At 69.0% G+C, this 17,944-nt stretch carries 17 protein-coding genes and 1 pseudogene; 11 read left to right on the forward strand and 7 right to left on the reverse strand.

Translation table 11 applies throughout. The features are described from left to right. Together MMB92_RS33145 and MMB92_RS33150 are read left to right on the forward strand one after the other, a co-directional pair. On the forward strand, positions 1 to 2,463 hold a 2,463-nt coding region (locus MMB92_RS33145), incomplete at its 5' end, for a TonB-dependent receptor (RefSeq protein ID WP_277563212.1). A 55-nt stretch (positions 2,464 to 2,518) separates the two neighbouring features. Next, positions 2,519 to 3,268, forward strand: coding sequence for a hypothetical protein (locus tag MMB92_RS33150; protein WP_080323701.1), 750 nt, complete (start codon positions 2,519 to 2,521; stop codon positions 3,266 to 3,268). A 15-nt stretch (positions 3,269 to 3,283) separates the two neighbouring features. On the opposite strand, the gene MMB92_RS33155 is transcribed toward MMB92_RS33150, so the two are convergent. Further along, on the reverse strand, positions 3,284 to 4,174 hold the full coding sequence (locus tag MMB92_RS33155; protein ID WP_006481573.1) for a LysR family transcriptional regulator: 891 nt from the start codon (positions 4,172 to 4,174) through the stop codon (positions 3,284 to 3,286). A 112-nt stretch (positions 4,175 to 4,286) separates the two neighbouring features. On the opposite strand from MMB92_RS33155, the gene MMB92_RS33160 reads away from it, so the two are divergent. Further along, complete coding sequence (locus tag MMB92_RS33160; protein WP_006497547.1) at positions 4,287 to 4,712, forward strand: VOC family protein; 426 nt, start codon at positions 4,287 to 4,289, stop codon at positions 4,710 to 4,712. Positions 4,713 to 4,844: 132 nt separating this feature from the next. Then, entirely contained in the window at positions 4,845 to 5,429 is a 585-nt protein-coding gene (locus MMB92_RS33165; protein WP_006481567.1) for a flavin reductase family protein, read from the forward strand. 39 nt (positions 5,430 to 5,468) lie between these two features. Here MMB92_RS33165 and MMB92_RS33170 read toward each other — a convergent pair whose 3' ends face one another. Continuing rightward, complete coding sequence (locus MMB92_RS33170; protein ID WP_006497545.1) at positions 5,469 to 6,365, reverse strand: LysR family transcriptional regulator; 897 nt, start codon at positions 6,363 to 6,365, stop codon at positions 5,469 to 5,471. Positions 6,366 to 6,462: 97 nt separating this feature from the next. Between MMB92_RS33170 and MMB92_RS33175 the strand changes: the two genes are divergently transcribed. From MMB92_RS33175 to MMB92_RS33185, 3 genes are read left to right on the forward strand one after another with little or no spacing between them, the layout of a single operon-like run. Then, a complete protein-coding gene (locus MMB92_RS33175; RefSeq protein WP_006497544.1) occupies positions 6,463 to 7,761 on the forward strand; it encodes a citrate:proton symporter in 1,299 nt (432 codons plus the stop codon). Between the two features lie 39 nt (positions 7,762 to 7,800). Further along, a complete protein-coding gene (locus tag MMB92_RS33180; protein ID WP_060263216.1) occupies positions 7,801 to 9,159 on the forward strand; it encodes an acyclic terpene utilization AtuA family protein in 1,359 nt (452 codons plus the stop codon). Beyond that, on the forward strand, positions 9,159 to 9,470 hold the full coding sequence (locus MMB92_RS33185; RefSeq protein ID WP_006481849.1) for a hypothetical protein: 312 nt from the start codon (positions 9,159 to 9,161) through the stop codon (positions 9,468 to 9,470). Before MMB92_RS33180 ends, MMB92_RS33185 begins: the two co-directional genes overlap by 1 nt. Before the next feature lie 33 nt (positions 9,471 to 9,503). Here the strand turns inward: MMB92_RS33185 and MMB92_RS33190 are convergent, their stop codons facing one another. Together MMB92_RS33190 and MMB92_RS33195 are read right to left on the reverse strand one after the other, a co-directional pair. After that, positions 9,504 to 10,325: a carbon-nitrogen hydrolase family protein gene (locus tag MMB92_RS33190; protein ID WP_080323700.1), complete on the reverse strand. Its 822-nt coding sequence runs from the start codon at positions 10,323 to 10,325 to the stop codon at positions 9,504 to 9,506. A gap of 387 nt (positions 10,326 to 10,712) precedes the next feature. After that, positions 10,713 to 11,510, reverse strand: coding sequence for a LuxR C-terminal-related transcriptional regulator (locus tag MMB92_RS33195; protein WP_077191078.1), 798 nt, complete (start codon positions 11,508 to 11,510; stop codon positions 10,713 to 10,715). 260 nt (positions 11,511 to 11,770) lie between these two features. On the opposite strand from MMB92_RS33195, the gene MMB92_RS33200 reads away from it, so the two are divergent. Then, entirely contained in the window at positions 11,771 to 12,595 is an 825-nt protein-coding gene (locus MMB92_RS33200) for a hypothetical protein (RefSeq protein ID WP_006497539.1), read from the forward strand. 40 nt (positions 12,596 to 12,635) lie between these two features. On the opposite strand, the gene MMB92_RS33205 is transcribed toward MMB92_RS33200, so the two are convergent. From MMB92_RS33205 to MMB92_RS33215, 3 genes are all read right to left on the reverse strand, one after another. Then, the gene (locus MMB92_RS33205; protein ID WP_006481850.1) at positions 12,636 to 13,565 is read right to left on the reverse strand and encodes a phosphatidate cytidylyltransferase; all 930 of its coding nucleotides are present in this window, start codon (positions 13,563 to 13,565) and stop codon (positions 12,636 to 12,638) included. A gap of 37 nt (positions 13,566 to 13,602) precedes the next feature. Next, a complete protein-coding gene (locus tag MMB92_RS33210; RefSeq protein ID WP_006481857.1) occupies positions 13,603 to 14,235 on the reverse strand; it encodes a lysophospholipid acyltransferase family protein in 633 nt (210 codons plus the stop codon). Between the two features lie 102 nt (positions 14,236 to 14,337). Then, positions 14,338 to 14,625, reverse strand: a complete 288-nt coding sequence (locus MMB92_RS33215; protein WP_153260034.1) for a hypothetical protein — start codon at positions 14,623 to 14,625, stop codon at positions 14,338 to 14,340. 76 nt (positions 14,626 to 14,701) lie between these two features. Here MMB92_RS33215 and MMB92_RS33220 point away from each other — a divergent pair, with 76 nt between their 5' ends. From MMB92_RS33220 to MMB92_RS33230, 3 genes and pseudogenes are all read left to right on the forward strand, one after another. Beyond that, complete coding sequence (locus MMB92_RS33220; protein ID WP_006481852.1) at positions 14,702 to 15,307, forward strand: CDP-alcohol phosphatidyltransferase family protein; 606 nt, start codon at positions 14,702 to 14,704, stop codon at positions 15,305 to 15,307. 78 nt (positions 15,308 to 15,385) lie between these two features. Next, positions 15,386 to 17,155 carry a bifunctional alpha/beta hydrolase/class I SAM-dependent methyltransferase gene (locus MMB92_RS33225; protein WP_006497536.1) on the forward strand — a complete coding sequence of 590 codons (1,770 nt, stop codon included), beginning with the start codon at positions 15,386 to 15,388 and terminating at the stop codon, positions 17,153 to 17,155. After that, positions 17,152 to 17,944, forward strand: a pseudogene (locus MMB92_RS33230) (serine/threonine protein phosphatase); the annotation flags it as partial. The gene MMB92_RS33225 and the pseudogene MMB92_RS33230, both read left to right, overlap by 4 nt.

The following is a 17,944-nucleotide window of genomic DNA, read 5'->3' on the forward strand; positions in this document are numbered from 1 at the left end:
CGCGCGTCGCGCCCGGCCGCGCCGGGCCGTCTTGCCCGCCGGCTCGCCGGCGCGGTCCTGCTGTCGGCACTGCTGCCGCTGCCCGCGCTGGCCGACACCGACGCCGATGCGGCGCCCGCGGCGCAGCGCGCGTCGCGCCGCGCGTTCGACATTCCGGCCGGCCCGCTCGAAGCGGTGCTGAACCGGTTCGGCCGCGACGCGGGCATCCTGCTCGCGTTTCCGGCCGAGCTGACGGCGGGCCTGACGAGCGGCGGCGTGCACGGCCGGTTCGACGTCGACGGCGCGTTCGATCGCCTGCTGGCCGGCACGGGGCTCGTCGCGCTGCGCCAACCGGGCGGCGGCTACACGCTGATGCGCGCCGACGGTTCGGCGGCCGGGCCTGTCGCGGCCGGCGCCGCGCCGGCCGCCGAGTTGCCGACGATCAACGTGCGCTCCAGCGCATTGCGCGCCGAAAACTATCGCGCGCCGAAGGAGGCCGGCGTACTGCGCTCGGACATTCCGCTGCTCGACACCGCGCAGGCCGTCAACATCGTGCCCGCGCAGGTGCTGCGCGACCAGCGGCCGCGCAATCTCGACGACGCGCTCGGCAACGTGAGCGGCATCACGCAGGGCAACACGCTCGCGGGCACGCAGGACACGATCATGAAACGCGGCTTCGGCGGCAACCGCGACGGCTCGATCATGCAGAACGGCATGCCGCTCGTGCAGGGCCGCGCGTTCAACGCGGCGACCGACAGCGTCGAGGTGCTGAAGGGGCCGACGTCGCTGCTGTACGGGCTGATGGACCCGGGCGGCATCGTCAACGTCGTTACCAAGCAGCCGCAGCTCACGCGCTACAACGCGATCTCGCTCGGCGCGTCGACGTTCGGGCACGGCAAGAACGGCGGCAGCGCGACGTTCGACTCGACCGGGCCGGTAGGCGATTCGCGGCTCGCGTACCGGCTGATCGTCGACCAGTCGAACGAGCAGTACTGGCGCAACTTCGGCGAGTACCGGCAGACCTTCGTCGCACCGTCGCTCGCGTGGTACGGCCGCGATACGCAGGTCGCGGTGTCGTACCAGTACCGCAAGTTCCATTCGCCGTTCGATCGCGGCACCGCGCTCGATCCGCGCACCAATGCGCCGCTCGACATTCCCGCGCGGCGGCGCATAGACGAGCCGTTCAACAACATGGACGGCGAATCGCATCTCGCGCAACTGAGCGTCGATCACCAGTTCAACGCGGACTGGAGCGCGCATGCCGGCTACAGCTACAACCGCGAGACCTACGATGCGAACCAGTTGCGCACGACCGGCGTCGATCCGGTGAAGGGCACGATGACGCGCAGCAACGATGCGACGCACGGGTCGCTCAGCACCGACAGCTACGGGATCGGCTACGTGACCGGCAAGCTGTCGCTCGCGGGGATGCGGCACGACGTGCAGGTCGGCTTCGATACCGAATACCGCCGCATCTATCGCAAGGACATGCTGCGCCAGGCCGTGAAGACGCCGTTCAGCTATGTCGACCCGGTGTACGGGCTGCTGCCGCCGTCGAGCACGGTGTCCGCGAGCGACAGCGACCAGACCGACACGCTGCACGATGCGTCCGCATTCTTCCAGGACACCGTCCACCTGACCGATAAGTGGATCGTGTCGGGCGGCATCCGCTACATCACGTACAACCAGGTCGCGGGGCGCGGCCGGCCATTTACCGCGAACACCGATCTCAGCGACTCGAAGTGGTTGCCGCGCGCGGGCGTCGTCTACAAGTGGACCGATTCGTTCTCGCTGTACGGCAGCTATTCGCAATCGCTGAAGCCGTCGTCGTCGATCGCGCCGATGACGGGCTACATCATCGACGGCGCGACGCCGCCCGAGGAAGCGACCGCGTGGGAAGTGGGCGGCAAGCTCGACTTGGCCGGCGGGATAACCGGCACGCTCGCGCTGTTCAACATCGACAAGAAGAACGTGCTGGTGTCGCAGTACAACGACGCGACGAAGCTGACCGACTGGCGCACGTCGGGCAAGGCGCGCTCGCGCGGCGTCGAGCTCGACGTCTCCGGCAAGCTCGGCGAACGCGTGAACGTGATCGCGAGCTACGCGTACATCGACGCGAAGACGACCGAGGATCCGCTGTACGCGGGCAACCAGCTGTGGAACGTCGCGCGTCACACCGCGTCGTTCGCGGCGGTCTACGACTTCGGCACGGTGGCGGGCGGCGACGACCTGCGCCTCGGCGCGGACGTGCGTTACGTAGGTGCGCGCCCCGGCGATTCGGCGAACAGCTTCACGCTGCCGTCGTACGTGCTCGCCGATGCGTTCGCGACCTACGACACGCGGATCGGCAAGCAGAAGCTGTCGTTCCAGCTCAACGTGAAGAACCTGTTCAACCGCACGTACTACCCGTCGAGCGCGAACCGCTATTTCGTCGCGGTCGGCGACGCGCGCCAGGTGTCGCTGCTGACCACGCTGCAGTTCTGACCATGCAATCGCCGCGCGGCCGTGACGTCGGCGCGCGGCTTCGGAGAAGATTCAGATGAAGCTGAAGATGAAGAACAGCGCGCGCCGCCGCCTGTTGCGCGCGATCGCGGGCTCGGTGCTTGCGCTGGGCGCGGGCCTCGCCGCCGGCGTATCGGCGCCCGCATTCGCCGCCGATGCGCCGCCGGCCGTGACGCGCGTCGCGATGCTCGTGCAACTGCACGGCCCGAACCTGAAGGTCGACGAACGCATCGGCCAGCATCTCGGCGAACGCGGTTACACGGTGCGCCTGATCGACGAGGCGGCCACGCCCGATGCGGCGCGCGACGCCGATCTGGTCGTGATCTCGTCGACGGTCTCGTCGAAGAACGTGCGGCCCGGCTGGCGCACGCTCGACAAGCCGCTCGTGACGTGGGAAAACGACCTGCTCGACGATCTCGCGATGACGGGCAAGCGGCACGACGTGGACTTCGGCGAAACGGGCAAGGAGCGCTACCTGTGGCTCGTCAATGCACCGCATCCGATCGCGGCCGGGCTGCCGGCCGGCGCGACGAACGCGTACGGCAAGCAGGCGCCGATGAGCTGGGGCAAGCCGGGGCTCGGCGCGATCACGATCGCGACCGTGTACGGGCAGCCCGACAAGGCCGCGATCTTCGCGTACGAGAAGGGCGCGACGATGGACTACGAAACGCTCGCGCCGGCGCGTCGCGTGATGTTCTTTCTCGACAACGACACGTTCACGAACCTGTCGCCGGCTGGCGTCGCGCTGTTCGACGCGGCGGTGGACTGGGCGGCTGGGCGGCGCTGAGCCGCCACGTGTCGATCACGCGGCCGGCCGCGGCGCGCGCCGCCGCGATGCCGCCTCGATCAGTTGCGCGAGCGTTTGCGCGGGTTCCGACATCGTGCGCCGCGCGCGATGCACGAGCCCGATGTCGCGATGGAACGTGTGATGCCCGAGGTCGATCGCGCGCACGCCGGCCGGCCAGCGGCGATACACGGCGGTTTGCGGCACGATCGCGACGCCGACGCCGTGCTCGACCAGCTTGACGATCGCGTCGAGCTCGTCGAGTTCGCAGGTGTCACGCACCGCGATGTGCATCTTGCGCAGAAAGCGGTCGACCTGGCGACCGCCGAACGACGCGCGGTCGTAGCGCACGAACGGCTCGTTCGCGAGCAGCGCGGCCCAGTCCTTGCCCTTCGCGCCGCGCGGCACGATCAGCCGGAACGGTTCCTGCGCGAGCGTCGTCCAGTGCAGGTCGCTCTGCAGCGCGAACGGCGGGCGGATGATCGCGGCCATGTCGAGCTCGCCCGCGTCGACCCGGTTGACCAGCTCGATCGACAGCCCCGGGATCACGCGCGTGCGGCACGCGGGGTGCCGGCGATGGAAGTCGGCCAGCGCGGCCGGCAGCAGCGCGCTCTGCACCGACGCGATCGCGCCGATCGTCACGCGCACGGCGGCAGGCGAGCCGGGTGCGGTCGAGCTGAGGTTCTCGTACAGGCCGATCAGCGCCTGCGCCTGGTCGAGCACGTGATGGCCGCGCTCGTTGAGCCGCGCCGAGCGCCCTTGCCGGTCGAACAGCGCGAAGCCGAGCTCGGCCTCGAGGCGCTGCATCTGCGCGCTGACGGCCGCCTGCGTGAGCCCGATACGATTGCCGGCCGCGGCGAAGGTGCCTTCCCGGGCGACGGCGACGAGGGTTTTCAGTTCGCGGATCATTCATCGATTCCATTTGTGAATCGCAAAACTATATATTGATTTAATTTTTGCTCGGCCTTGTCTACCATGATGCCGTCCTCGCGCCACGCGAGCGTTTCTTCACGAGGCCATCATGAGTCTTTCCCCGTTTCACCTGGCGATTCCCGTCTACGACCTGCCGGCCGCGCGCGATTTCTACGGCCGCGTGTTCGGGCTGGAAGAGGGGCGCTCGAGTGCGCAGTGGGTCGATTTCAACTTTTACGGGCATCAGCTCGTGATTCACGAGCATCCGAAAACGGCGTCGCAGGAAGGCGCGCATACGAATGCGGTCGACGGCCACGACGTGCCGGTGCCGCATTTCGGGATCGTGCTCGACTGGCCGAGCTGGGAAGCGCTGGCCGAGCGGCTGCGCGGGTTCGGCGTGACGTTCGTGATCGAGCCGTACGTGCGGTTCCAGGGGCAGGTCGGCGAACAGGCGACGATGTTCCTGTTCGATCCGTGCGGCAATGCACTCGAATTCAAGGCGTTTCGCGACATCGGGCAGTTGTTCGCGAAGTGACCGGCGGCGGCGCCAGCGCCGATTGACGTTGGGTGCGAGAATGCGGCCTTCGGCCCGGCCGCGCGCAGATGCGACGGCCGGCACCGCGCCGCACGGTATGGGTCCGTGCGCATCGTTTTCCAAGGAACCCGTATGGACAGTCACATCGCGCCGGTGGCGCTGAACAAGGCCTACCGTCTCCTCAATCACGGCCCGACCGTGCTCGTGTCGGCCCGCCACGACGGCGTCGACAACGTGATGGCCGCCGCGTGGGCGTGCGCGCTCGACTTCCTGCCGCCGAAGCTGACGGTCGTGCTCGACAAATCCGCGAAGACGCGCGAGCTCGTCGAGCGCAGCGGCACGTTCGTGATCCAGGTGCCGACAGCCGCGCAACTGCAACTCACGCATGCGGTCGGCAGCCACAGCCTCGCGGAGCGCCCCGACAAGCTGCGCGAAGCGGGCGTCACGCTGTTCGACGTCGACGGCCACGACCTGCCGTTCGTCGCCGGCTGCTCGGGCTGGCTCGCATGCAGGCTGATTCCGGAGCCGCACAACCAGCAGACCTACGACCTGTTCATCGGCGAGGTGGTGGCTGCGTGGTCCGACACGCGCGTGTTCCGCGACGGCCACTGGTATTTCGAGTCGGCCGATCCCGCGCTGCGCAGCCTGCACTACATCGCGGGCGGCAATTTCTATGCGATCGGCGAATCGCTGCACGTCGATCCGGACGCGCAGTAAGCGCCGGACGACGACCTTTCCTGCCTCGGGGCGCGCGGCTTACGCGCGCTTTTTCAATTCCGCCAGCATGAGGTCGGCGAACGCCTGCGCGACACGCGGCAGTGTGCGCCCGCGCTTCGCGACGAGCGCGATCGGCCGCACGAACGCCGGATCGTCGATCGGCTTCGCGACCAGGTCGGGTTCGGCGCGCACCTCGCGGGCGGTCGCGGGCAGGATCGTCACGCCGAGGCCGCCGCGCACCATCGCGACGGCCGTCATCATGTAGGTCGGCTCGCACGCGATGTCGGGCGTGCAGCCGGCCGCTTGCAGCGCGGCATCGACGACGCTGCGCACGCTCGTGCCCTGCGCGGTGAGCACGAGCGGCACGCCGGCGACGTCGGCGGTGGCGACGCGGCGCTTGCGCGCGAGCGGATGATTTTTCGGGCACACGGCGACGAGCCGGTCGGCGCCCGCATACAGCACCTCCAGCGACGCATCGAACGTATCGCCGCCGGTCAGCCCGAGATCGGCTTCCTCGTTGCGCACCAGCGCGGTGACGAGGCTCGCGACGCCGTCGCGGATCTCGAAGCCCGCGCGCGGCACGTCGCGCCGGAACGACTGGATCAGCTCCGGCAGCACGCTGGACGCGAAGGTCGGCAGGCACGCGAGCCGCACCGTGCCGCTCGTGCCTTCGCCAAGCGCGCGCGCATCGCGCAGCACGCGTTCCATGTCGTCGAGCGAGCGCTGCAACAGCGGCAGCAACTCGCGCCCGGTCTGCGTGAGCGCGACGCTGCGACTGTTGCGGTCGAACAGGCGCGCGCCGACGATGTCCTCGAGCCGGCGGATCTGCACGGTCAGCGCCGGCTGCGACAGATGCAGCCGCGCGGCGGCGCGCGTGAAGTTGCCGGCGTGCGCGACGGTGACGAACGCGCGAATGTCGCGGAGATTCAGATCCATAACGATTCGTGATTGCTGCGATCAAATCATTTCAATTGTGCTATCGCTGCGCCGACCTTACGCTCGTCTCCAACAAAAGACAAGGTAGGAGACACGGATGCTGCCGTTACTCGGGCTTGGCACGATCGTCGTGCTGCTGGCCGCGATTCTGTCGAAGCGGATGTCGCCGCTCGTCGCGCTGATCGTCGTGCCGATCGCCGCATCGCTGCTCGGCGGCTTCGGGCTGCACACCAGCAAGTTCGTCATCGACGGGCTGAAGGGGCTCGCGCCCGTGGTCGGGATGTTCGTGTTCGCGATCCTCTATTTTGGGACGATCACCGACGCCGGCACGCTCGACCCGATCATCGACCGGATCCTGCGCGCGGTCGGCACGCGGCCGACGCGCATCGTGATGGGCACGACGCTGCTCGCGCTGCTGATTCACCTCGACGGCTCGGGCGCCGTCTGCTTTCTCGTGACGATTCCGGCCGTGCTGCCGCTGTACGACCGGCTGAAGATGGACCGGCGCGTGCTGGCCGCCGCCGTGTCGATGGCCGCCGGCATCAACTTCCTGCCGTGGACCGGGCCGATGATCCGGGCGTCCGCGTCGCTGCACCTGCCGGTGTCGGCGCTGTTCAATCCGCTGATTCCGGTGCAGGCGATCGGGCTCGTGTTCGTGTTCGGCGTCGCGTACTGGCTCGGGCGGCGCGAGGAGAAGCGGCTCGGCCTGTCGCGCGACGACGCGTCGATTCCGCTGCCCAAGCGCGAACTGACGGCCGACGAGCAGGCGTTGCGCCGGCCGCACCTGTTCTGGTTCAACCTCGTGCTGACGCTCGTCGTGCTCGGCACGATGGTCGTGATGGGCGAGAAGATTCCGCCCGCGATCATGTTCATGGTCGGGCTGTGCATCGCGCTGATGGTGAATTACCCCGACGTCGACATGCAGCGAAAGCGCATTGACGCGCATGCGCGTGCCGCGCTGATGATGGCCGGCATCCTGCTCGCGGCCGGCGTGTTCACCGGCATCATGCAGGGCAGCGGGATGCTGAAGGCGATGGCGCAGGCGGCGGTCGGCTTCGTGCCGCCGTCGATGGCCGGCCACATTCCGGTGGCGCTCGGCCTCGCGTCGATGCCGCTCAGCATGCTGTTCGATCCCGATTCGTTCTACTTCGGCGTGCTGCCCGTGATCGCGGAAGTGGCCGGCCAGCTCGGCGTGCCGGCCGTGCAGGTCGGACAGGCGGCGTTGCTCGGCCAGATGACGACGGGCTTTCCGGTCAGCCCGCTCACGCCCGCGACGTTCCTCGTCGTCGGCCTGTGCGGGATCGAGCTGGCCGAGCATCAGAAATTCACGTTTCCGCTGTTGTTCGGCGCGTCGATCGTGATGACGATCGCGTGCGTCGTGCTCGGCGTCTTTTGATTCTTCCCGGCGGGCGTTTCGCCGGACGACGGTACGGACATGACAGCAAAGCAACCTGAACGGCGCGTGCGCATCGGCGCGGGCGCCGGCTACTCGGGCGACCGGATCGAGCCCGCAGTCGAACTGGCCGAACACGGGCAGCTCGACTACCTGGTCTTCGAATGCCTGGCCGAGCGCACGATCGCGATCGCGCAGCAGGCGCGGCGCAACGACCCGGCGCTCGGCTACGATCCGCTGCTCGATGCGCGGATGCACGCGGTGCTGCCGGTCGCGGCGGCCCGGCGCGTGCGCATCGTGTCGAACATGGGCGCGGCGAACCCGCGCGCGGCCGCACGGCGTACCGCGCAGATCGCGCAGTCGCTCGGCATCGCGGGGCTGAAAGTCGCGGCGGTCGAAGGCGACGACGTGCTCGACGTCGTGCTGCGCGGGGCGTTCCGCTTCGAGGAATCGGGCGACGCAGTCGCCGCGTATCGCGACCGCATCGTGTCCGCGAACGCGTATCTGGGCGCCGCGCCGATCGTCGACGCACTCGCGGCCGGCGCGGACGTCGTGCTGACCGGGCGCGTCGCCGATCCGTCGCTGTTCGCCGCGCCGCTGATCCATGCGTTCGGCTGGCGGATGGACGACTGGGACCGGCTCGGGCAGGCGACCGTCGTCGGCCATCTGCTCGAATGCGCGGGGCAGGTGACGGGCGGCTATTTCGCCGATCCCGGCTACAAGGACGTGCCGAATCTGGCGCGGCTCGGGTTCCCGATCGGCGAGGTCGCGGCCGACGGCGCGGTCGTGATCACGAAGGTGCCGCATGCGGGCGGCCGCGTGAGCGCGGCGACCTGCAAGGAACAGCTGCTCTACGAGATTCACGACCCGGCACGGTATCTGCAACCCGACGTCGTGGCCGATTTCACGCGCGTGGCGGTCGCCGAGGAAGCGGCCGATCGCGTGCGCGTGACGGGCGGGCGCGGCACCGCGCGGCCCGATACGCTGAAGGTGTCGGTCGCGTATGTCGACGGCTGGATCGGCGAAGGCCAGATCTCGTACGGCGGCCCCGGCGCGCTCGCCCGGGCGCGTCTGGCGCTCGACATCGTTCGAGAGCGGCTCGCGCTGACCGGCGTCGCGGCGAGCGAGCTGCGCTTCGACCTGATCGGCGTCGATGCGCTGTATGGCGACGCGACGCCGGCCGTGCGCGGCGAGCCGGCCGAGGTGCGCGTGCGGGTGGCCGGCCGCGCGGCGAACGCCGCCGAAGCCGCGCGGATCGGCAACGAAGTCGAGACGCTCTATACGAACGGACCGGCCGGCGGCGGCGGCGCGTTCAAGTCGACGCGCGAGGTGATCGCCGTGCAGTCGGTGCTGCTGCCGCGCGCGGCCGTGACGCCGTCGTTTTCATTCATGGAGGCCTGATGCAACTGCGTGAACTCGCGCATGCGCGCACCGGCGACAAGGGCAATACGCTGAACGTGTCGATCATCTGCCGCGATCCGCGTCATTACGACCATCTGCGCATGCATCTGGATGCGGAAACGGTGAAGGGATGGCTCGCGGGCATCGTGCACGGCGACGTCGTGCGCTACGAACTGCCGGCGCTCGGCGCGTTCAACTTCGTGCTGCGCGATGCGCTCGGCGGCGGCGTGACGCGCTCGCTCGCGCTCGACGCGCACGGCAAGTCGGTCAGTTCGGCGCTGCTCGCGATCGAGGTGCCCGATCCGGCGTGACGACGGCGTCGCGGCCCGGACGCGGCAGGGCGCTTACGGAATCAGCAGTTCGCGACGGCCGTCCGCGTGCGCGATGCGCTCGCCGGCGATCTGCAGGCGCTGATCCCGACGATAGTCGTACACCGCCCGCGACGCGGCGAGCTGATCGAAATCGAGTTCGATCGCGTGCCGCGATTCGGTGTTGCCGGCTTCGAAGATCAGGTTGCCGAACGGGTCGACCGCGAGGCTGCCGCCGGCGAACACGACGTCGTGGCTGCCGCCGCCGACGCGGTTGGCGACCGCCGCGAACACCTGGTTCTCCATCGCGCGCGCCGTCACCGACGTGCGGTGGACGTTGCGGTACGGCTCCATGTTGCCGTCGGTCACGAGGATCAGATGCGCGCCGAGCGCGGCGAGCGCGCGGCCGGTTTCCGGGAATTCGCTGTCGTAGCAGATCAGCAGGCCGATCCGCACGCCGCGCCATTCGACCGTCGCGTAGCGGTCGCCGGGCAGCACGACGCCGTGCTCGCCGACCCACAGGTGCGTCTTGCGGTAGCGCAGCGCGATGCCGTTCGGCGTGACGAACACGGTCGTGTTGTAGAAGCGGCCGCCATCGTTCTCGATCAGCCCGACCACGACCGCGACGTCGCGCGCGCGGGCGGCCGCGATCACCGCACCGACGCTCGGGCCGTCGAGCGGCTCGGCGACTTCGGCGAGATTCGACGGATCGAGGAAGCCGGTGAGCTGCGCTTCCGGGAACATCACGAGGTCGGTGCCGGGGGCGCAGGTTGCGATCGCTTCGAGCGTGCGCCGCAGGTTGGTGGGCGTGTCGCCGTCGCGGCCGGCGAGCTGCACGATGTCGAGCTTCAGCTTCATGGGTGGTTTCGGGGGCAGTGGCCCGTCGCGACAGGCGGCGGAGCGGTTGGAACGAGGTCCTAGTATGCGCCGAACCCTGTCGTTGCCCATCCCGCCGACGTGCTAACCCGTTGGGGGTATTGATCTCGTGAACGACGTGCGGGCAGCCATGAAAAAAACGCCGACCCTTCGGAAAGGGTCGGCGAACAGGTCCTGACTGACGAGGAGGTGCCATCAGAACCCAGGCCAGCGTCTGCCGCCCGTTTCGTGTCGAACGGGCAGACCGGATCGGATCGCGCAAGGATAGGGGCGTGCCGTTCGTTTGCACAGAAGGCGCAGCCGATAGCGCGTATCGGCGGTACGGGAGGGGCGCAATGCGGGCCGCGAACGCGTCACGCCGCCCGATCGTCACGTATCGGTCTGCGCCTTCAGGAACAGCGCAAACAGTTCAGACTGCGAATTGATCGCGAGCTTCGCGTAGATGTTGCGCCGGTGCACCTTGACCGTTTCGGCCGAGATGTCCAGCTTGCTCGCGACTTCCTTGTTCGAGCGTCCGCTCAGGATCAGCCGGATCACGTCGAGCTCGCGCGCGGTGAGCGGCGTGCCGAGCCGTGCCATCGCGTGCTCGAAGCCGTTCCCGGCATCGGCGCCGGGCCGGCGCGACGGAGCCGGTTCGGCCAGCATGGGCTCGTATGCGAGGCGCTGGCGCATCAGCGCGGCGACCCACGGCCGTACCAGGTCGAGCAGTGCCACGTGTTCGGGGCTGAAGCGCCGCTTGCTGCCGAGCGACAGGCACAGCGTGCGCGTGTCATGGAGCACGACGTTGAACTGCACCTCGTCCTCGACGACGTTGTGCGTGAAATAGCGCGTGTAGTACTCGGTGTCGCGAAAGCACTCGGGCGCGACGTCGGACAGCCGGAACAGGCCGCTCGTCGGCGCGTCGCGGTTCGCGATGTAGAACGGGTCCAGCAGGTACAGTCCCTGCACGTAGTCGCGGAACAGCGGATCGGGGCCGCCGCCTTCGTACGCGCATTCGGCGAACACCTGCGGGCGGCCGTCGCCGAACGTCAGCGCGACCCAGCTGTCGACCGCGACGTATTCCTCGATCAGCCGGATCAGCGACAGCCAGAAACCGGGCTGGTCGAGCGTCTCGATGAGCCGCCCGACCGAGCGGTGCCAGGCGACGTCCTGCAAGGTCAGGTTCATGCGGGTGTCCATGTCGGGGGGGCGGCCGTACGGCGCGTGCGGCGCCGCGCCGTGCGTGGACGCGACGGCCTCGCCGGCCGATTCCCGCGCGCATCGTACGGAGCCTGGAGTGAAGAACGAGATCGTAACGCCGGCCGACGCGATTGGCGAGGCCGTGCGGCGTGGCCGGTGCGCGGCACCGGCATCGCGCCACGGCAACCGTGATCGTGCACACTTGCAACTTTCCGCAACGTTTCTTTCCGACCAGAACGAACCTCGTCATGACCGTCCCGCACCGGAACACACGTCTCGAGCCGCTCGCGGCTTCGCTCGCCGCACTTGGCGCACTCGCGGTACTCACGGCGCTCTCCGCGCCGTCGCCCGTTCATGCGGCCGAGCCGGTCCGGCTTGACCGTTCGTTGAAGACCTTCGTCCACGACACGTACGGCAACTGGCGTGCCGACCGCAAGGGTTGGCAGGCAGACGGCGACGATTTCATCTATGCGCCGTGCGGTTCGCTGCGCGTCGCGACCGCGGACGGCCCGCGCACGCTGCTCGCGATGTGCGGCGAGACCGAGGCTGCGGTACAGAACGGAATGCCGGGCATGGATTCGGACGCTTCGACCGGCGCGATCGATTTGTACGTGCTGAAGCCGACGGCCGGCGGCAAGACGCTCGAGCCGATCGTGAAGAAGACGCAGATCGCGTCGGGCCAGCGCGGCGAGCCCGGCACGGTGCGCATCGAGCGGCTCGGGCCGCACCTGTTCGGGTTCGTCATCGGCGAAGGGGACATGCGGCAAGGCTATACGCAAACCTTCCGGTCGATCTGGCTGCCGTACGGCAATGCGCTGGTGCTGGCGGCGGCGCGCATCGACGAGGCGCTCGACAATGCCGAATCGAGCGAATGTGCGAATGCGCGGGCGCGTTGCGAGGAACGGCGCTTCGAGATCGCGCCGGACCTGACCGGCGCCGGCGACGTCTATCCGCTGACGGTCACGGAAACGGGCACGCGCGGCGGCAAGGCCATCCACGCGCGCCATACGGTGAAGTTCGACGCGGCACGGGGCCGCTACGTCGTGCCGAAGGCATTGCGCGAAGGATACTGATGCTTCTCGCAGGCACGGGCGGCATGGCGCCGCCCGCGCCTCACACGTACAGATAGCGCACGAGGTGGAAGAACACCGGCGCGGCGAAGCAGATCGAATCGACGCGATCGAGCATCCCGCCGTGGCCGGCGATCATCGAGCCCCAGTCCTTCGTGCCGAGCGAACGCTTGACGGCCGACAGCACGAGCCCGCCGACGAAGCCCGCGATCACGATCGCGAGCGAGATCCCGAACGCCGCGCCGAAGCTGAACGGCGTCACGCGATACAGCGAGGCGCCGCACAGCGTGGCCAGCAGGCCGCCGCCGACGAAGCCCTCGATCGTCTTCGACGGCGACAGCTGCGGCGCGATCTTGCGGCGTCCGAACAGCTTGCCGACCACGTATTGCAGCACGTCGCTGATCTGCACGACGAACAGGAAGAAGAACAGCAGCAGCGCGTTCTGCCCGGCGTAGCGCGGGATGTCGAGAATCAGCACGGCCGGCGCGTGGCTCAGCCCGTACACGCACACCATCAGCGCCCAGTTGATCTTCGCGTTGCGGCTCAGGAATTCGCGCGTGTCCTGCGTGAGCGCCGACACGAGCGACATCGCGAAGAACAGGTGCACCGGCACGAAGATCGAGTACATCCCGTACCAGTTGATGCCGAGTAGCAGGTACTGCACGGGGATCGCGACGAAGAACGCGATGAAGAGCGTCGTGTGGTCGCTCGCGGTGGTCGGCGTGAGCGTGATGAATTCGCGCAGCGTCAGGTACGACAGCAGCGCGAACACCAGATACGTGACGTTGTTGCCGAGGCCGATCGCGACGGCCATGATCGCGATCATCGCCCACCACGCGCGGATGCGCTGGTTCAGGTTGACGATGGTCGCGCTCGTGCCGCCGCTGCGCGCGCCGAGGATCGCGCCGATCACGGTCGCGACGACGAGCACGCCCGTGACGCCCGCGACCAGTTCCCAGAAGAGGGTTCGCATGGTTGATGTCCGGAAAAGGAAGAAGGGGGCGCCGCGTTCAGCCGGCGGGCCGCTGCGGCGGCGCGAGCGCGATGACCGCGTCGCGCATGCGGGCGAGGAACGTCGGCTTGTCTTCCTGAGCGCCGAGCGCTTCGTTCGCGCCGAAATGCACCTTGCAGATCAGCGGCACGGGCCAGATCGCGCCCTTCGGCATGATGCGCTGCAGGTTCTCGAGATAGACGGGCGCGAGCGCCACGTCCGGGAACTCGGTCGCGAGATGGAACAGCCCGCTCTTGAACGGCTGCGGCAATACGTCGGCGCCGCGCGTGCCTTCCGGGAAGATGATGATCGAGTGACCCTGCCGCAGCGCGTCGCGCACCGGATCGAGCGGGTCGCCCCCGGATTCGCGATGACGGTCGATCAGCACGACGTTCAGCAGCTTCTGCGCGATGTGGCGCTTCAGGTCGCTGCTGTCCCAGTAATCGCGCGCGGCGACCGGCCGCACGACCGCACGCACGTCGCGCGGCAGCGCGGCGAGGATCGCGAGCGTGTCGATGTGGCTCGTATGGTTCGAGAAGTAGATCTTCTGCGTCGGGGACGGCGGCGCCTGATGCCAGACCGGATACGCGCCGGCGACGAGCCGCACGATGGACAGCAGGAAATCGCGCTGCCAGACGTTGAGGATGTTCATCGGCGCGCTGCCTCCTGCGTGCATGCCCGGCCCGCTGCGCATGCGCGGCGGGCGGAACCCCGGAATGCCGGCGCGGCAGGATGCGCGCCGGACGGCTCTTGTTTAAATTTTTTCAAATTCGTGGCTGCCTGTCGCAGGTCCGCGATAATCGGACGATTCGCCGTCGCACGCTGTTGCGTCGCGGCGAATGCGCCGGTCGGCGGCGTGATAATCGGCTGTTGCACGAGTGCCCGTCTGCAGTTCGAATCGATCTCGCTGCGCTCGGGCCAGCGGATTATCGCGAGTTTCGCCAAAAAACGCCAGATTGGCGCCGCGCGGCCGGCCGGCCGCATGCTTGACGCATCGGGGCGGCTCGGCGACGATGAGGGCCGTTCCAGCCAGGCCGGCCAAGGCCGTTTCGCCGCCCGGGGCATCGCGGCGGGAAATGCATCCGACCGTGCCGCACGAATAAAACGAATACGAAACGATGAGCCTCTACGCACTCAAACCCAAATTCCAGAATCGTCTGCGCCCGTTCGCGAATTCGCTCGCCGAACGCGGCGTCACGGCCAACCAGGTCACGCTGTTCGCGGCCGGCGGCTCGATCGTCGTCGGCGCGCTCGCCGGGCTCGGCGTGTTCGCCCGCGCGCTGTTCCTGCTGATTCCGCTGTGGCTGTTCGCGCGGATGGCGCTCAATGCGATCGACGGGATGCTCGCGCGCGAGCACGGGCAGAAGAGCACGCTCGGCGCGTACCTGAACGAGCTGGGCGACATCGTGTCCGATGTCGCGCTGGTGCTGCCGTTCCTCGCCATTCCCGCGTTCGCTCCGGCGGACGTCTGGCTGTTCGCGCTGACGGCGGTGATCGTCGAATGCGCGGGGCTGATCGGCCCGCTCGTCGGCGCGACGCGCCGCTACGACGGCCCGTTCGGCAAGAGCGACCGGGCGCTGGCACTCGGCGCGTTCGCGCTGTGGATCGGCTTCGGTTTGCCGGTCGGCAGCGTCGCCGCGTGGCTGTGGCGGCTGCTGATCGTGCTGTCGATCGTGACGGTGGTGCGGCGCGTCCAGGCCGGCATCGCCGAAGCGGGCGGCTGACGGCAGCCGACGCGAAAGCCGGACCGGCGCCGGAGGGCGGCGCCGCACACATTCGAATAACGAAACGAGAGAGATCGCATGAGCGCACGCACGGCCCGTGAGGCCGACTTCATCACGCACGACGGCGAAACGCTGTTCTATCGTCACTGGCCTGCCACAGGCGCGCGCTGCCGCGGCGCCATCGTGCTGCTGCACCGCGGCCACGAACATTCGGCGCGCGTCGCGCACCTCGTCGACGAGCTCGACCTGCCGGAGTTCGCCTTTTTTGCATGGGACGCACGCGGCCACGGCCGCTCGCCGGGCGCGCGCGGCTACAGCCCGAGCGCGGCCGCGTCGGTGCGCGACCTGCAGACCTTCGTCGAGCATATCCGCGACACGCACGGCATCGCGATCGAGGAGATGGCCGTGGTCGGCCAGAGCGTCGGCGCGGTGCTCGCGGCGACCTGGGCGCACGACTACGCGCCGCCGATCCGCGCGCTGGTCGTCGCGTCGCCGGCGTTCCACATCAAGCTCTACGTGCCGTTCGCGCGGCCCGGGCTGCGACTGATGCACAAGCTGCGCGGGCTGTTCTACGTGAACAGCTACGTGAAACCGAAATTCCTCACGCACGATCCCGAGCGAATCGCGAGCTACGCGTCCGATCCGCTGATCACGCGGCCGATCGCGGTCAACATGCTGCTCGACCTGCACGATACCGCGCAGCGGATCGTCGCCGACGCGGCCGCGATCACCGTGCCCACGCAACTGCTGATTTCGGGCGCCGACTGGGTCGTGCATCGCGGCCCGCAGGACCGCTTCTTCGAACGGCTCGGCTCGGCGCGCAAGGAGCGCATCGTGCTGCCGGGCTTCTATCACGACACGCTCGGCGAGCGCGACCGTGCGCAGGCGCTCGCGCCGCTGCGCGCATTCGTGCTGCGCGAATTCGATGCGCCGAGCCCGCGCGTGTCGCTCGTCGATGCCGACCGGCGCGGCGCGTTCCACGACGAATATGCGGCGCTCGGCCGGCCGCCGGCCAACGTGTTCGCGCGGGCGTACTGGGCGCTCACGCGCGCCGGCCTGAAAGCCGGCGGCGCGCTGTCGGACGGCATCGCGCTCGGGCTGCGGCTCGGCTTCGATTCGGGCTCGACGCTCGACTACGTGTACCGCAACCGCGCGCAGGGGCGGCTCGGCGTCGGCGCGCTGATCGACCGCACGTATCTCGATTCGCCCGGCTGGGTCGGCATCCGCCAGCGCAAGGTGCATCTGCAGGAACTGATCGGCGCGGCGATCGGCCGCCTGCGCGGGCACGGCTCGCCGGTGCGGATCGTCGACATCGCGGCCGGCCACGGGCGCTACGTGCTCGACGCGATCGCAATGGCCGCCGAGCGCGACGGCGCGGCGCCCGACGACATCACGCTGCGCGACTACAGCCCGCCGAACGTCGAAGCCGGGCGCGTGCTGATCGCGCAGCGCGGCCTCGAGCCGATCGCGCGCTTCGAGCGCGGCGACGCGTTCGACGAGGCGTCGCTCGCGACGCTCGAGCCGCGGCCGACGCTCGCGATCGTGTCGGGCCTGTACGAGCTGTTCGGCGAGAACGCGCTGATCGAGCGTTCGCTGCGCGGGCTCGCGCAGGCCGTGCCGCCGGGCGGCTATCTCGTCTATACGGGGCAGCCGTGGCATCCGCAGCTCGAATTCATCGCCCGCGCGCTGAACAACCACCGCGGCGAATCGACCTGGGTGATGCGACGCCGTTCGCAGGCCGAAATGGACGAGCTCGTCGCGCGGGCGGGCTTCCGCAAGCTCGACCAGCGGATCGACGAGATGGGCATCTTCACGGTGAGCCTCGCGCAGCGGGTCGACGCGTCATGAGCGCGCTCGGCGGCGGCGCGGGTGCGGGCGACGGGCTGACCGAGCCGGCGGCCGGCGCGCGCGACGCGTCGTTTGTGCTGCGCTTCGGCTGGCTCGCGGCGATGGGCGCGGTGTTCTTCTCGACCTACGGCTTCGCGAACTGGCTCGCGGCGCGCCGCGCCGCGGTGCCGACCTTCGCGTTCGGCTGGGAGCAGGCGATCCCGTTCGTGCCGTGGACGATCGTGCCGTACTGGTCGATCGACCTGCTGTATGCGCTGTCGTTCTTCTTCTGGACGCGCCGCGACGATCTGCTCGATCACGTGAAGCGGCTGCTGACCGTGCAGCTGGTGTCGGTCGCGTGTTTCATCGCGTGGCCGCTGCGCTTCGGCTTCGAGCGACCCGACGCGGGCGGCGTGGCCGGTGCGCTGTTCACGCTGCTGATGGGTTTCGACAAGCCGTTCAACCAGGCGCCGTCGTTGCATATCGGGTTGCTGGTCGTGCTGTGGGCCGTCTATGCGAAGCATCTGCGCGGCACGTTCGCCCGCGTCGTGCTGCATCTGTGGTTCGCGGCGATCGGCGTGTCGGTGCTGACGACCTACCAGCATCACGCGATCGACGTGCCGACCGGGGCGGCCGTCGGCTGTCTCGCACTGTTCCTGTTTCCGTTGCGCGATGCCGCGGGCCGACTGCCGGGCGCCGAGGCGTCGCCATCCGCGGCCGGCCGCGCGCTCGCGCGCCGCTACGCGTGCGGCGCCGCACTGGTCGCACTCGCGGCGCTGGCGTGCGTGCCGCGCGCGCCGGGCTGGGCGC

Origin of the sequence: Burkholderia sp. IO2, from assembly GCF_029522185.1 — a bacterium.
GTDB classification, from domain to species: Bacteria; Pseudomonadota; Gammaproteobacteria; order Burkholderiales; family Burkholderiaceae; genus Burkholderia; species Burkholderia cenocepacia.

Bases quoted from the DNA above. Each gene is read 5' to 3' on its own strand.
- MMB92_RS33195 (WP_077191078.1), bottom strand. From the start codon at position 11,510: ATGAACCTGACCTTGCAGGACGTCGCCTGGCACCGCTCGGTCGGGCGG.
- MMB92_RS33180 (WP_060263216.1), top strand. From the start codon at position 7,801: ATGACAGCAAAGCAACCTGAACGGCGCGTGCGCATCGGCGCGGGCGCC.
- MMB92_RS33165 (WP_006481567.1), top strand. From the start codon at position 4,845: ATGGACAGTCACATCGCGCCGGTGGCGCTGAACAAGGCCTACCGTCTC.
- MMB92_RS33175 (WP_006497544.1), top strand. From the start codon at position 6,463: ATGCTGCCGTTACTCGGGCTTGGCACGATCGTCGTGCTGCTGGCCGCG.
- MMB92_RS33190 (WP_080323700.1), bottom strand. From the start codon at position 10,325: ATGAAGCTGAAGCTCGACATCGTGCAGCTCGCCGGCCGCGACGGCGAC.
- MMB92_RS33205 (WP_006481850.1), bottom strand. From the start codon at position 13,565: ATGCGAACCCTCTTCTGGGAACTGGTCGCGGGCGTCACGGGCGTGCTC.
- MMB92_RS33160 (WP_006497547.1), top strand. From the start codon at position 4,287: ATGAGTCTTTCCCCGTTTCACCTGGCGATTCCCGTCTACGACCTGCCG.
- MMB92_RS33210 (WP_006481857.1), bottom strand. From the start codon at position 14,235: ATGAACATCCTCAACGTCTGGCAGCGCGATTTCCTGCTGTCCATCGTG.
- MMB92_RS33200 (WP_006497539.1), top strand. From the start codon at position 11,771: ATGACCGTCCCGCACCGGAACACACGTCTCGAGCCGCTCGCGGCTTCG.
- MMB92_RS33220 (WP_006481852.1), top strand. From the start codon at position 14,702: ATGAGCCTCTACGCACTCAAACCCAAATTCCAGAATCGTCTGCGCCCG.
- MMB92_RS33150 (WP_080323701.1), top strand. From the start codon at position 2,519: ATGAAGCTGAAGATGAAGAACAGCGCGCGCCGCCGCCTGTTGCGCGCG.
- MMB92_RS33225 (WP_006497536.1), top strand. From the start codon at position 15,386: ATGAGCGCACGCACGGCCCGTGAGGCCGACTTCATCACGCACGACGGC.
- MMB92_RS33185 (WP_006481849.1), top strand. From the start codon at position 9,159: ATGCAACTGCGTGAACTCGCGCATGCGCGCACCGGCGACAAGGGCAAT.
- MMB92_RS33170 (WP_006497545.1), bottom strand. From the start codon at position 6,365: ATGGATCTGAATCTCCGCGACATTCGCGCGTTCGTCACCGTCGCGCAC.
- MMB92_RS33155 (WP_006481573.1), bottom strand. From the start codon at position 4,174: ATGATCCGCGAACTGAAAACCCTCGTCGCCGTCGCCCGGGAAGGCACC.